Raw genomic sequence first — 13679 nt, forward strand, 5'->3', positions numbered from 1 at the left:
ATAATGATCCTTTTATCCGAGATTGTCGTGCTTGAACGCAGTGAATCATCTGTTCTACACCCGGCATATCGGCCTTGTATAGTTCGTGAATAGATTCTTCGCGATGCTCAGAATGACAGGGTTTTTAGTATTCTTAATGCTTAATAACTATACACCTTCACTCCACTCTCCAGCAAATTCATTACATCCTCTTCGGTGCCGGTAAATGGTCCGGATGATTCAATTTTGAAGCTGGCCATCGCGGCAGCAAACTCACCAGCCTGCTGAAATGATGAACCTTTTATGCGTTGATATAGATAGCCGGCCATATAGGTATCGCCACAGCCTGTAGCATCAACAACCGCGGTGGGTGTATAAGCCGGGATATTGTAAAAAACGCCGTCGGTATAAATAACAGATCCCATGCTGCCCAGGGTAAGCACCACTTCTTTAACGCCCCAGTCGGCTAAAATGCGGGCACCTTCAAAAATATCATTACTGCCGGTAAGCACTTCAGTTTCGTACTCGTTGGCCTTCAGGATATCAACATAGCGTAAAGCCTCGCGTTTATCTGCCCAGTCAACAGCAACCACATTGGTGCCTTCAACTTTGCGTAAATAACCTTGCACATCTAAAGAAACACGACCACGGCTATGCAGCTCTTTGATGAGCTCAACAGGCATATCATCGGCCAGCAGCGGACCCAGGTGGAATATCTTGGCATCTATTTGCTGTAATTGCTCAACAGTAAAAGGATTGGCCTTTTGCAACACCCGTTGGGTACGGTGGTCCTGGTTCTCAGAATAAATGTTTTCAAAATAAACAGAAAGGCCGCCTACTGATGCATTTACTTTAATGCCTTTGGCGCGCATTTTTTCAACAACAACCATTTCGCTTTGGGCAAGGGTGGTTACCAGCGTATAGTTAACATCCATATTACAGATGGCATTTGAAAAATAAAAGGAAGTGCCACCGGCCATGTGTGCAACCGCGCGCGGTGTTACCACTTTATCTAATGTAATATGCCCTACGCAACAGATATCGTACATGCTTTTTTGTTTATTTTGAATGAGCCCTAACCAACCAGGAGCAAACCGCAAAGGTATGTAATATCAATGTTTAATTAATGTAAGGTTTTTAATACAGGCAGAAATATGTGATCGGCTTAGTCTTTAAACGATATAATGAACTTGGCGCCCATGTTTAGCTTGCTTTCAAGTACTATTAGCCCGCCCAGGCTGGTAATGTGGTTATATACCAGGTAGAGCCCTATGCCTTTGCTATCGTGGTGATGATGGAATTTTTGGTGGAAGCCAAAAACTTTATCTTTTACATTTTCCATGTCGAAGCCCAGTCCGTTATCGGCAAATATTACCTGTTTGATGCCATTATTAACTCTCGAAGTAATGGTAATAACCGGAGTAACATCCGGGCGGGCATATTTCAGGGAGTTGGTAATGAGGTTTAAAAAGATGCTTTCCAGGTAAGCTTTATTGAAGTTGATGGTAGCGACGGCGCTAAAATTAATATTGATGGTAACGTTTGAATGCTGCAGCAGTGAACTTAGCGAATGTAATACTGTATTTAATGACTCGTTAAGATCAAGTTCTTCTACATGCACGTTTAAGCTATCTTTCAAACTCAAAGCATCTACATAATTATTTAACGTATCCTTCAGGCTTTCTGTGGCTAATTTCAACATACCTATAAATTCAATAGTTTCCGCATCCTGGATCTTGGAAACATCCATGAGTTTAAATACGGATAATAGATTACCCACTGGCGATCGCAGATCATGCGATGTAGTATAGGTTAATTGTTTAAGGTCGTTGTTTATTTTAGTTAAATTAGTTATCAGTGCGTTGCGTTCTTCCTCCTGCTTTTTTTTATGGGTGATGTTTTTGGCAATGGCAAAAACCAGTTGCTCGCTGTCAACCGGCATCGATGTCCAGGCAAGCCAAACTATTTTGCCGCTTTTAGTAATATACCGGTTCTCGAAATTTAACAGGGGAATATCATGAGTAAGGTTATCCCTTTTTTTAGATGTGATATTGCGGTCTTCGGGATGTACAAAATCATTTATCGGGCTGGCAAAAAGTTCTTCATTGGTGTATTCCAGTACAGTTGATACCGCAGTATTTATCTTTTTAAAATATCCATCGTAACCGGCAATGCAAAAAAGGTCAGCCGATAATTCAAAAAAGCGCTCGAAATTAAAATCCTTGTTCCCGATACCAAAACTATTCATGAGAGCCTGTTTATTACAGCTATCAGGGGTATATAGCTATTAGTGCAGTTTGGTTATACGGGGATGCGAAAAAAATGTTCATAACAATTGTGAAGAAAGAATTTAATACCCGGGTAAATTGTAACCGGGGCAGATGCCTAAATTTAAACATTGAATTTTCCGGTCCGGTATTTTGATAACGGCATAGCCTGAAAAAATAAAAGCCTCCCAACCTTGCGCCGGGAGACTTTCAACCTAAACCTTATCACAATTAAACCGGTAAGATTACCAGTTCATATATGGTTATACAATTACTATACCAAAGTTTATTTCTTAATGATTTTTTTACAAAAAGTTATTTAAAGTGCTTAAAAATAAATATTTATGATGTGTGAGCGTAATTAACTAATAAGCACTGTTTGTTTTGTAGTACACCATTTAACACACTTTATGCGTGTTTTGCAGTGTTTTTTCTGCGCAGGTAACTATCAGTTAAAAACAAAGCCAGCACCACATCAAATACCAAAAACCATTTAAATACCTGGCTGCTAAAAATACTGCCCGCGCTTGGTAGTTTTATACCTGCCGGCAGGTTAACTTTTACATTGCCGGCCGGAAAAGAAAAATGAGTATTGGCTATTGTAAATATTAACAAAGCCAGTATGGTAAATACAAAGAAAGCGCCCACGCCAATGATAATGCGCTTATCAATAGCCGCTTTTAACGGCTGGCGTGCATTTTCTGTGCGGATAGTTTCCATTACATTATAGGTAAAGGCCATTGAGGGTTCATCAAGCTCCATGCTTGCAAACTCCTGGTTTAGCAACAGTAGTTCCTGGTATTTTTGGCTGTACACCTCATCCTGCTCAATAAGCCTGGCAATGGCGTCCTGCTCGGCTGGCGTGCAGGTGCCATCAATGTAATTCCAGAGTTTTTCTTCTATGGTGTTCATATCAATTCTTTAACCTCATGTTTTAAATTACGCTCCAGCTTTTCTTTCAAACGCTGGCGCGCCCTAAATAGTTTTACCTTAACCGTATTAGCCTCCATTCCCAGTGTTTGGGCAATTTCTTCTAAAGATTGCTCGCCTTTGTAAAATAAGGTGATAATGGTGGCATCATCGGGTAACAATTGCTCAATGGCCTGGTTCAGGTAATACGATCGCGATTTATTTTCCACGTTATCGGCATCATAAGCCGACTCGTGGTTTTCTACCTGTATATAAGTACCCTCATCATCTATTGAATCTGTGGCTACCCTTTTTTTCCTTAAAAATGTCATGGCTGTATGGTATACAATAGTATACAGCCATGTTGTAAATTTTGATTGCCCCTGGTACGCAGCCAGCGAGCGATATGCTTTTATAAAGCAATCTTGTGCAATTTCCTCAGCATCCTCCCGGCTTTTAGAAAAACGCATAGCCAGCGTAAATACAAAACGCTGGTGCCGCTTAACCAGGTCGGCATACGCCGACTGGTTGCCAGCCAGTGTCTGTTCTATAAGATCGATATCTGAAAGCTTGCTTTGCATGTGTTACAACCTCTATGACTACCGGGCTTTTATTTAGGTTACACCAAGATAAGGAAATATGTGCGGATGTGCAGATTTCAGATGTACAGATTGCAGATGTGCAGATAATGTTGTAAAAACCGAATCTTGCTGTAAATAGAGAAGGTCCGATATGCTTATACTTTTTTCTCAACGGGGATCAGAAATCTGCACATTTGAAATCTGAAATTTGCACATCTGCATATTTGCACATCCGAGGCTCCGCCTTAATTTCTCCTGTTGAATAAAAACGAAGCGTAGTAAACCAGCGTAGCCAATGCGCTTATAGCTGCAACAACATAGGTCATGGCGGCCCACCACAGGGCATCTTTAGCCAGCTCCAGTTCTTCGCTTGTTTGTATAATGCTATAATTGTTGCTGAGCCAGGCCAGCGCACGGCGGCTTGCATCAAACTCAACAGGCAGGGTAACAAAACTAAAAAAGGTAACCAATGCCAATGCAGCAACGCCAATCGCCAGTACAATAGGGTTATGGGCAAAAAACAGTAGCATTACACCAATGAACAATGTCCACTGGGTTAAGGTTGAGGCCACATTGATAATAGGTACCATAGCCGAGCGGAAGCTTAACCAGCCATACGCCTGCGCGTGCTGTACCGCGTGGCCGCATTCATGAGCGGCAACCGCGGCGGCGGCTATGCTCCGGCTATAATAAACATCCTGGCTCAGGTTAACTGTTTTTGTTTCGGGGTTGTAATGATCGCTGAGCTGACCGTCAACACACAATACCTGCACATCAAATATGCCATGGGCGCGCAGCATCTTTACTGCTACCTCCTGGCCCGAAAGACCGGATAGCAGGCCGATTTCTGAATATTGTTTAAATTTACTCTTAAATCGCCACTGCACAATAAAACTCACCACGGCAATCAAAATCATCAATAGCCAGGCCGAATTATAGCTTATGTATCCAATAATTAACGATAAGTGATTCATATGTTAAGTCAAAATTCAAAATTAAAAAGTCAAAATATCTTAGGCTCCCGCCGTCATTGCGAGGTACGAAGCAATCCCCAACTTGCAGAGTAACTATGCAAATCCGATCTGTACAGTCGGGGATTGCTTCGTACCTCGCAATGACGTGTTCGCAAATAGTCTTTCAAGAACTCAATCTATATTACGTAACTTCAAGTACATGTATAACTACTCACATTCAAAAATTATTCCGTTTCGTTGTTCATGTCAAAAGTAAATTCCCATTTGCAAGGCTTTTGAATTTGAATTTTTACTTTTGACTTAACATGTATTCATACTGGGAACGTACCGCGTTTATTGATAATGCCGATGTGATCATCGTTGGTAGTGGTCTTGTTGGCTTAAGTGCCGCTTTGCATTTAAAAAAGCAGCAACCTGCTTTAAAGGTATTGGTTTTGGAGCGGGGCTTTTTACCATCAGGGGCCAGTACTAAAAACGCTGGTTTTGCCTGTTTTGGTACAGTGAGCGAACAAATTGAAGTAATAAACCGCTCGTCAGAAGCAGAAGCTATGCGGCTGGTAGATTATAAGTGGCGCGGCCTGCAACGCTTAAGGCAAAACCTTGGCGATGCCCATATTGACTATCATCAATATGGCGGTCATGAGTTATTTATGAAGGATGAGGCCGAGGCAGCAAAAAAGGCTTTCGACCAGGTAGAAAACCTCAATAAACTATTAAAACAGGCTATAGGGGAGGCTGACATTTATGCAGTAGCTGATGAAAAAATTGCAGATTTTGACTTTAATAAGGTAAGCCACATGATCTACAATCCGTTTGAGGGCCAGATACATACCGGTAAAATGATGCGTGCCTTATTATATAAGGTATACGAGCTAGGCGTACTGGTGCTAAACAATGTGGAGATCACCTCCATTAATCAGGAAGACAAACACATCAGCCTGCAAACCACTCAAGGTAATTTTAAAGCAGGCAAAGTAATCCTGGCCACCAATGCATTTGCCAGCCAGTTATATCCCGAATTAAATGTGATTCCCGGCAGGGGGCAGGTTTTGATCACCAAACCCGTACCCGGTTTAAAGCTGAAGGGAACCTATCATTTTAACGATGGCTATTACTACTTCCGCAATATTGATAACCGGGTATTATTTGGCGGCGGCCGCAACCTGGATTATAAAGCCGAAGAAACCTGGGACTTTGGGCATACAGATGTTGTAAAGGAAAAATTAGTTAGCTATTTGAAAGATGTGATCCTGCCGAATCAGGAAGTGGAAATTGACTATTGGTGGAGCGGCATCATGGGTTTTGGCGAAGAATTAAGCCCGATAGTAAAAGAAGTAAAACCCGGTATTTTTTGCGCGGTTAGATGCAATGGCATGGGCGTGGCTATGGGAAGTTTGGTGGGAGAGGAAGTGGCGGAGCTGGTGCTGAACAATAGCTAATAGAAATATTTGTCATGCTGAACGGAGTGAAGCATCTATTCGCAGACTATACAGGGCGAAGAAGCATGGTCAATAACAGATCCTTCACTCCGTTCAGGATGACAAAGGGGGATTTTGCAAATCGTAATGTAGGAATCAGTCCTCCCTGTAAAGTTCGCGATTGCCACGCTGCGCTCGGAATGACATAGAGGAGATAGACTCGATCTATATACTTAAAACAGTTCACCCACCGTTCTAATGCCTTGACTTAATAATGATATCGCAAAGCCGTTATTATAATAGTTTGATCTTCGACTTTATAAACTAACCGATGTTCCTGGTTAATCCTTCTGCTCCATCGGCCTGAATGCTGGTGCTTTAGGCCTTCGGGTTTTCCGATACCTTCAAAGGGAGTTTCTTGTATGGATTCAATTAGTTGTTGAATCTTCTTCTGGATTATTTTATTTCCAGATTTTTTCCAATAATCTAAGTCCTCCATCGCTTGAGGAGAAAATATTATTTCCATAGGTTGTTAACATCAACCTTTACTCCTTTACCATCTTTAACGTCTTTTTCACCTTGTTCAATTCGTGCTGTCATTGCAGGTGATGACATGATGTAATCCGTTTCATCAACTTCCTGCTCAAAATTTATCTGCAAAGCTTCAAGAACAGCTTTAACCGCTTTTTCCTGTGCTTCTGTTTCAAAATGTACTACAAATGTGCTCATGATCAAATTTACTAAAATTTCACCTTTTTTTACATCTTAAAACAGCTCTACCAAACGTTCCAAAGCCATCCCTCTTGAGCCTTTGATCAGGATAGTTGAACCGGTAATAGGGTTCGCTTTTAAGCCGGCAATGGCATCCTCAGCAGTAACATAAAATTGATTTTTGTCGATGGTCGATGGCCGATGGTCCATGGATTGGGCAGCTGCAACAAAGTCTTTCCCTATAAAAATCCGTTCATCAACAGCTGTATCCAATGCTTTTTGCATTACTGAGGTATGTTCCACAGCTGATTCTGGCCCCATCTCAAACATATCGCCAAGGATGAGTACTTTGCGGTTGGCGTCAAGCTTGCCGATGTTTTCGATAGCTACAAACATGCTGCTTGGGTTGGCATTGTAGTAATCGCAAATAAGTGTATTGGTAGCAGTTTTAACAATTTGCGATCGGTTGTTTGTAGGTTGGTAGCCTTCAATCCCGGCATTGATCTCTTCGGCTGATAATTTAAAATAGGTGCCGATTGTTATAGCCGCCAATATATTATGAAGATTATAAGCGCCGGTAAGCTGGGTTTTTACTTTATAATTATCGCCCGTTTTATTGTTGGTCCACGCTAAAGTAAGCAGGGGCGAGTTTTCTATTAACTCACCACTAACCAGGTCGTCAACAGTGTTAGTGCCATAATAAACCACGTTATGCAATTGGCGTGCACCTGCCATTTCAATTAAGGTATTATCGTCGCTATTGATGAAAACAGCAGTATCCGACTTTCGAACTTTCGGACTTTCGGACTCCAAAAAATAATCATACAATTCTCCTTTACCCTTTTTTACACCCTCAACACCTCCAAAGCCTTCCAAATGCGCTTTACCCACATTAGTAATTAAGCCGTGGCTTGGTTGTGCAATGCTGCAAAGCAATTCAATTTCTTTTTGGTGATTGGCGCCCATTTCAATAACGGCTACCTGGTGCGAGGCATCTATAGTTAAAATGGTTAGTGGTACACCTATATGGTTATTTAAATTGCCTTGTGTGGCCTGGGTTTTAAAATGTTGGGATAGTACAGCGTTGATCAGCTCCTTGGTGGTTGTTTTACCGTTGGTGCCGGTGAGGCCTATAACGGGAATATTTAATTGCCTGCGATGGTAGCGGGCCAGATCCTGCAAGGTAGTTAACACATCTGCCACCAATAAATATTTATCGCCCAACTGATATTCGGGATTATCTATCACAGCGTAAGCTGCACCGGCTTCAATTGCTTTCGCGGCAAAGGTGTTTGCATCAAATTTATCACCCTTCAGGGCAAAAAAGAGGCTGCCCGTACCTATGCGGCGGGTATCGGTACTGATAGCAGGGTGTTGCAGGTATAGCTGGTATAGTTGTTGGGTCGTGGTCATACTTAATCTGAACGCTTGATGGCGTTTGTATAACAAAGTTAAATTATTTCGTTTTTGTTCATCCAGCTTATTACGGCTTTAATTTCGCCGTAGCTGTAATCATCGCCCAGAATTTGTTTTAATGGTGATAACATTTCGCGGCCATAACTCTCCACAGCATCTTTAATAACAGGGATTTTTTCTTGCGATACAATTTCCAGGATATCTATCTCGCCCGATTCAATAAAATGACTTAAATGGCCTTCAATGGTCATGGGAGATAACCCGCGGGCGGCTGCAATTTCGGTTATGCCTTTACCCTGGCGATACATGGTAAACGTTTCGGTACGGGTATCATTGGCTTTGCGTGTTTTCGGCGTCCGCTCTGCTTTTTGGGTTTTAGCCTTGCGTTCGCGTTTGGGCGATTTATAGGCTATCTTGGATTGTAGTCCTTTTTCTTTACAATAATCCTTAACTGGCTGTAATAATTCCCGGCCGTAACGGGCCAGTTTAATATCGCCAAAACCCGAGATTAAACGCAACTCATCTAAGCTAAGCGGCAGGAAGGTAGCCATCTCCAACAGGGTTGCATCAGATACGATGATGTAGGCCGGTACATTTTCTAACCGGGCAATATCGTTGCGTACACTCTTTAAGCGGCTCAGCAGTTCGCTTTCATGCGGTGGTGCCTGCTCGTGGGTATGAGTTTCCTCTACTACTTCGCTTTCAATAAATTCAACCTTTTGAAGGCCTTTTAATACAGCCGCGCTTTTGTGGGTTAGTTTTACTATAGGATAACCATCATCGGTAATGTGCAGGTAATCCATGGTGATCAGCTCGCGGATGTAGCGTTGCCAGTCGGTCTTGCTGATATCGACGCCAATGCCATAGGTTTTCAGCACCTTATGTTCATCGCGGATCTTTTCGGTTTTTGATCCGCGTAAAAAATCAATCACATAATTAACTCCAAAACGCTCATTTAACCGGGCCACTGCCGATAGCGCTTTTTGGGCTATCAGCGTACCATCAAAGCGTTTAAACTCGGTTAAGCAAAAATCGCATGAGCCGCAATTGGGCGGAAAAGCCTCATCAAAATAATTCATGAGGTACTGCCTTCTGCAAGCCTGCAGCTGGCAATATTTTACCATATCGTTCAGCTTGTTGAGCATGATGCGGCTTTGTGCTTCGTTGCCCTCAATGCGGGCAAAGTGCTGCAGCTTACCTGCATCGCCCGGCGAATACAATAGTAATGCCTCTGATGGCAGTCCATCGCGCCCGGCCCTACCTGTTTCCTGGTAATAGCCCTCAATGTTTTTAGGCAGATCAATATGCACTACGTAGCGCACGTTTGATTTATTGATGCCCATCCCGAAGGCAATGGTTGCCACAATGATCTTTACATCATCGCGCAAAAAAGCTTCCTGGTTTTTGACTTTTACCTCGTTGCTTAGCCCGGCATGATAGGCTTCCGCGGCAAAGCCCTCATCCTTAAGGTCGGCAGCCAACTCCTCGGTTGATTTGCGCGACAGGCAGTATATAATGCCCGATTCGTCTGGTCGCTCATTCAAAAAAGCAATAAGCTGTTTAAAGCTGTTTTTTTTGGGGATAACCCGGTAAGTAATATTGGCCCTGTTAAAGGAGGATACAAATACCGCGGGTTTATGGAGATTTAATTTCTCCAGTATATCTTTTTGGGTGAGCTTATCGGCAGTAGCGGTAAGCGCGATGACCGGTACATTCGGGAACTCATTTTTTAGCTGTGCAAGCATCAGGTATTCTGGCCTGAAATCATGCCCCCATGACGAGATGCAATGCGCTTCGTCAATAGCTATTTGTACTACCGGCAGGGTCTTTAAAAAGGTGATCATTTTATTATCGCCGCCAAACAGTCGTTCGGGAGCTAAATAAAGCAGTTTTATCTGATTGTTTCTGAGTTGCTCAACCAATCGCCTTTGTTCATCGGGGTTTTGGGCCGAATTTAAAAATGCTGCCGGGATGCCACTAACATTCAGGCTATCAACCTGGTCTTTCATTAAAGCTATAAGTGGCGATATTACAATGGTAAGTCCGTTCAATAATACCGCGGGCAACTGGTAGCATAATGATTTACCACCACCGGTTGGCATCAGCGCCATTACATCCTGCTTGTTTAATACATGCTGAATAATAGCCTCCTGCTGGTGCCTGAACGCGCTATAACCAAAATACTTTTGCAGGGCCTGTAATGGGAGCATATTTAGATGTGCAGATTTCAAATTTTAGATGTGCAAATTACGAATTATAAGGCAGCTTGCTAAAATTTTTAGATTTTTTGTCTTGCCTGTAGTCTATCAGTAATATAAAGTATCCAGGTAACAATGCAGTATTTTCGTATTCCTGGTTTGCCATTTAATTAGCTTAATATCAAAGGAGTTTTTTATCTTGAGCACAGAATCTCCATTTTGAATAATGGGAGAGGATCGTAAATCTGAATTTTTTAAACGTGTGTTATAGTCTTTTAAATGAAATTCTGTTCCATTCACATGTATATATAAAGTTGACTTATCGTCGATTTTCAAGCTATCAACTTTGCCATTAAAATCCCACAAGAACACTTCATGTCGATGGATTCGGGCATAATCCTTAAATCCAAAATAGGCATAAATAAAAAAGCATCCCGCCAAAATACATAGTAAAATATAGAATTTTCTATACCTTTTGTTAAAACGTGCATCGTTCCAGTCAGTCATTTTGTGTTTTAATCAAAAATACAACACACCGCTCATATTGTAACAATCAGCACATCTGCAATCTCGCATATCCGCACATTTGAAATAAATTCGCATATTAGCGTATCTCTTATCCTACACATATATTATGTTAAAAAAACATCTACTCCTTTTTGTTTTTGTCAGCTTTTTCTTTTCGGCCTTTGCCCAAAAAATACAATCGCCCGAAGAGTTCCTGGGGTATAAGCCGGGCGAACAGTTTACCCCGCATTACCGCATTGTTGAATACTTTAAATACATAGCCCAGGCATCTAAAAATGTAAAGCTGCAACAGTTTGGCACCACTAACGAAGGCAGGCCATTGCTGGCTATGTTCATCGCATCAGACGAGAACATTGGCAGGCTGGAAGAGATTCGTCATAATAACTTACGTGTAGCCGGGATAGAAAGCGGCCCCTTGCTGGCTAATGTGCCCGTAATTACCTGGTTGAGCTATAACGTGCATGGTAATGAGCCGGCATCAAGCGAAGCGGCTATGTGGACCTTGTATGACCTGGTTGATCCGGCGAATACAACTACGCAGGCCTGGCTTAAAAATACATTGGTTGTTATTGACCCCTGCTTAAACCCGGATGGGCGCGACAGGTATGTTAATTTTTATAATTCAGTGCATGGTATTGTGCCCGATGCTAACCCAACATCGCGTGAGCATGCCGAACCATGGCCGGGTGGCAGGGTAAATCATTATTATTTTGACCTTAACCGCGATTGGGCATGGCAGCAGCAAAAGGAGACTCAGGCCCGTGTAGGTTTATTTAACCAATGGTTGCCGCAGGTGCATGTGGATTATCACGAGCAGGGATACAATGCCCCTTATTACTTTGCCCCCGCAGCAGAGCCATATCATAAAGATATTACCCAATGGCAGCGCGATTTCCAGGTTACCATTGGTAAAAACAACGCCAAATATTTTGATCAGAACGGTTGGATGTATTTTACCAAATACGAGTTCGACTTGCTTTACCCATCATACGGCGATACCTATCCCTTATATAACGGTTCAATAGGGATGACGTATGAGCAGGGCGGAATCAGCGCCGGTTTGGCAGTTGTTACCCGCAGCGGCGATACGCTTACATTAGTACAGCGTGTGGCCCATCACCATGCAACCGGCTTAAGTACTATCGAAACAGCATCGGCCAATGCGCAAAAATTGAAAGACGAGTTTAAAAAGTTTTTTGATAACAGCCGCGCCAATCCTCCGGGCGAATACAAAACTTATGTTATTAAAAACGATAACAACAATAAAATAAACGCCATGGCCAAATTGCTTGCCCGCAACGGCATTCAGTATGGTTTTGGCTTAGGTAATAAGGCGGTAACCGGGTATGATTATATAACAGGTAAAACTGAGCAATATAATGTAGGGCCTAATGACCTGGTGGTAAACGCCTATCAGCCTAAAGCGGTATTGCTGCATGTATTGCTGGAGCCCAGGACTTTTATCCCGGATTCAAACACTTATGATATTACAGCATGGTCATTACCTTACGCTTTTGGTTTAAAGGCCTATGGTGTTAAAGAATCATTTAAACCTGCAAGTGCCGAGTGGAGCATTGTGGCGCCCAAGCCGTTGGTAAATACACATGCGTATGCCTATGTATCGGCATGGCAATCTGTTGGTGATGTAAAATTCCTGGCTGCTTTGCTTAAAAAGAAGGTAAAGGTGCGTTACTCCGAAAAACCATTTGATGCGGCCGGCAAGCATTTTGCACCCGGATCATTATTAATAACCCGATCTGGAAATGACCGTGCCGATTTTGACCAGACAGTTACCCAAACGGCTGCCGAGCTTAACCAGGAGGTTACGCCGCTGTCATCAGGGTTTGTTGATAAAGGATCAGACCTTGGCTCTGACGCGGTGAGGTATATTCGCCAGCCTAAAGTTATGCTGGTTGCCGGGGATGGAGTAAACTCCGAAGCGATGGGAGAGGTATGGCACTTGTTTGAAGCACAGTTGGGTTACCCTATTAGCCTGGTAAGATACCAGGATATTGGCCGCACCCGTTTGGCCGATTTTGATGTGGCAATTTTTCCTGACGGCAGGTACGATGATTTTCCATCCGAGAAACTACAGAACTGGGTTCGCGATGGCGGGAAGCTTATAGCGGTAGATAATGCTGTAGCCTTACTGGTTGATAAAAAAGGTTTCCTGATAAAAAAGAAAGACGATAAAAAAGACGACAAGGATAAAGACAAAACCGTTAAAATATATGGTGACCGCGATCGTGACGCCATCCGTGGTATGATTCCCGGCGCCATTTTTAAACTTAACCTTGATAACACCCATCCGCTTGGTTTTGGTTTACCCAATTATTATTACTCATTAAAGCTCAACGATGATATATATGAGCTGTTTGGCGGCGAAGACGGCTGGAATGTAGGCACTATTAAAAAGGATAGCTATGTATCTGGCTTCGCGGGTGCGCAGGCCAAACAAAAGATCAATAATGGGCTGCTGCTTGGTGTTCAATCCATGGGCCGTGGGTCTGTAGTGTATATGGTTGACGATCCATTGTTCCGCAGTTTTTGGGAAAACGGTAAGCTGCTGTTTTGTAACGCGGTGTTTATGGTAGGGCAGTAAAAGCAGTTTGCAGTTTGCAGTTTGCAGTTTGCAGTTTGCAGTTTGCAGTTTGCAGTTTGCAGTTTGCAGTTTGCAGTTTGCAGTTTGCAGTTTGCA

Annotated in this window: 11 protein-coding genes; 2 read left to right on the forward strand and 9 right to left on the reverse strand. The window is 42.7% G+C overall.

Annotated elements, in window-relative coordinates; all coding sequences use genetic code 11:
* Positions 1 to 140: 140 nt before the first annotated feature.
* The 5 genes from Q0R88_RS24730 to Q0R88_RS24750 all read right to left on the reverse strand — a co-directional run bounded on the left by Q0R88_RS24730 (position 141) and on the right by Q0R88_RS24750 (position 4710).
* Entirely contained in the window at positions 141 to 1028 is an 888-nt protein-coding gene (locus Q0R88_RS24730) for a PfkB family carbohydrate kinase (protein ID WP_295721103.1), read from the reverse strand.
* Between the two features lie 116 nt (positions 1029 to 1144).
* Positions 1145 to 2227, reverse strand: a complete 1083-nt coding sequence (locus Q0R88_RS24735) for a PAS domain-containing sensor histidine kinase (RefSeq protein ID WP_295721104.1) — start codon at positions 2225 to 2227, stop codon at positions 1145 to 1147.
* 427 nt (positions 2228 to 2654) lie between these two features.
* Positions 2655 to 3158, reverse strand: a complete 504-nt coding sequence (locus tag Q0R88_RS24740; RefSeq protein ID WP_295721105.1) for a hypothetical protein — start codon at positions 3156 to 3158, stop codon at positions 2655 to 2657.
* Entirely contained in the window at positions 3155 to 3736 is a 582-nt protein-coding gene (locus Q0R88_RS24745) for an RNA polymerase sigma factor (RefSeq protein WP_295721106.1), read from the reverse strand. The genes Q0R88_RS24740 and Q0R88_RS24745 overlap by 4 nt, the downstream gene beginning before the upstream one ends.
* Positions 3737 to 3981: 245 nt before the next feature.
* A complete protein-coding gene (locus Q0R88_RS24750; RefSeq protein WP_295721107.1) occupies positions 3982 to 4710 on the reverse strand; it encodes a zinc metallopeptidase in 729 nt (242 codons plus the stop codon).
* A gap of 305 nt (positions 4711 to 5015) precedes the next feature.
* Here Q0R88_RS24750 and Q0R88_RS24755 point away from each other — a divergent pair, with 305 nt between their 5' ends.
* Positions 5016 to 6149, forward strand: coding sequence for an FAD-binding oxidoreductase (locus Q0R88_RS24755; protein WP_295721108.1), 1134 nt, complete (start codon positions 5016 to 5018; stop codon positions 6147 to 6149).
* A gap of 247 nt (positions 6150 to 6396) precedes the next feature.
* Here Q0R88_RS24755 and Q0R88_RS24760 read toward each other — a convergent pair whose 3' ends face one another.
* From Q0R88_RS24760 to recQ, 4 genes are read right to left on the reverse strand one after another with little or no spacing between them, the layout of a single operon-like run.
* Positions 6397 to 6654 (reverse strand): Txe/YoeB family addiction module toxin, encoded by a 258-nt coding sequence (locus Q0R88_RS24760; RefSeq protein WP_295721109.1) that lies wholly within the window; start codon positions 6652 to 6654, stop codon positions 6397 to 6399.
* Positions 6645 to 6857, reverse strand: coding sequence for a DUF2683 family protein (locus Q0R88_RS24765; RefSeq protein WP_295721110.1), 213 nt, complete (start codon positions 6855 to 6857; stop codon positions 6645 to 6647). Before Q0R88_RS24765 ends, Q0R88_RS24760 begins: the two co-directional genes overlap by 10 nt.
* Positions 6858 to 6893: 36 nt before the next feature.
* Entirely contained in the window at positions 6894 to 8252 is a 1359-nt protein-coding gene (gene murF / locus Q0R88_RS24770; protein WP_295721111.1) for a UDP-N-acetylmuramoyl-tripeptide--D-alanyl-D-alanine ligase, read from the reverse strand.
* Between the two features lie 38 nt (positions 8253 to 8290).
* Entirely contained in the window at positions 8291 to 10465 is a 2175-nt protein-coding gene (gene recQ, locus Q0R88_RS24775; protein ID WP_295721112.1) for a DNA helicase RecQ, read from the reverse strand.
* 622 nt (positions 10466 to 11087) lie between these two features.
* On the opposite strand from recQ, the gene Q0R88_RS24780 reads away from it, so the two are divergent.
* Entirely contained in the window at positions 11088 to 13583 is a 2496-nt protein-coding gene (locus Q0R88_RS24780; protein ID WP_295721113.1) for a M14 metallopeptidase family protein, read from the forward strand.
* Positions 13584 to 13679 lie beyond the last annotated feature (96 nt).

The sequence above is a fragment of the Mucilaginibacter sp. genome (genome assembly GCF_025362475.1).
Lineage (GTDB): Bacteria > Bacteroidota > Bacteroidia > Sphingobacteriales > Sphingobacteriaceae > Mucilaginibacter.

Excerpts from the sequence above, each read along its gene's own strand:
- Q0R88_RS24730 (WP_295721103.1), bottom strand. The coding sequence starts at position 1,028 with ATGTACGATATCTGTTGCGTAGGGCATATTACATTAGATAAAGTGGTA.
- Q0R88_RS24735 (WP_295721104.1), bottom strand. The coding sequence starts at position 2,227 with ATGAATAGTTTTGGTATCGGGAACAAGGATTTTAATTTCGAGCGCTTT.
- Q0R88_RS24740 (WP_295721105.1), bottom strand. The coding sequence starts at position 3,158 with ATGAACACCATAGAAGAAAAACTCTGGAATTACATTGATGGCACCTGC.
- Q0R88_RS24745 (WP_295721106.1), bottom strand. The coding sequence starts at position 3,736 with ATGCAAAGCAAGCTTTCAGATATCGATCTTATAGAACAGACACTGGCT.
- Q0R88_RS24750 (WP_295721107.1), bottom strand. The coding sequence starts at position 4,710 with ATGAATCACTTATCGTTAATTATTGGATACATAAGCTATAATTCGGCC.
- Q0R88_RS24755 (WP_295721108.1), top strand. The coding sequence starts at position 5,016 with ATGTATTCATACTGGGAACGTACCGCGTTTATTGATAATGCCGATGTG.
- Q0R88_RS24760 (WP_295721109.1), bottom strand. The coding sequence starts at position 6,654 with ATGGAAATAATATTTTCTCCTCAAGCGATGGAGGACTTAGATTATTGG.
- Q0R88_RS24765 (WP_295721110.1), bottom strand. The coding sequence starts at position 6,857 with ATGAGCACATTTGTAGTACATTTTGAAACAGAAGCACAGGAAAAAGCG.
- murF (WP_295721111.1), bottom strand. The coding sequence starts at position 8,252 with ATGACCACGACCCAACAACTATACCAGCTATACCTGCAACACCCTGCT.
- recQ (WP_295721112.1), bottom strand. The coding sequence starts at position 10,465 with ATGCTCCCATTACAGGCCCTGCAAAAGTATTTTGGTTATAGCGCGTTC.
- Q0R88_RS24780 (WP_295721113.1), top strand. The coding sequence starts at position 11,088 with ATGTTAAAAAAACATCTACTCCTTTTTGTTTTTGTCAGCTTTTTCTTT.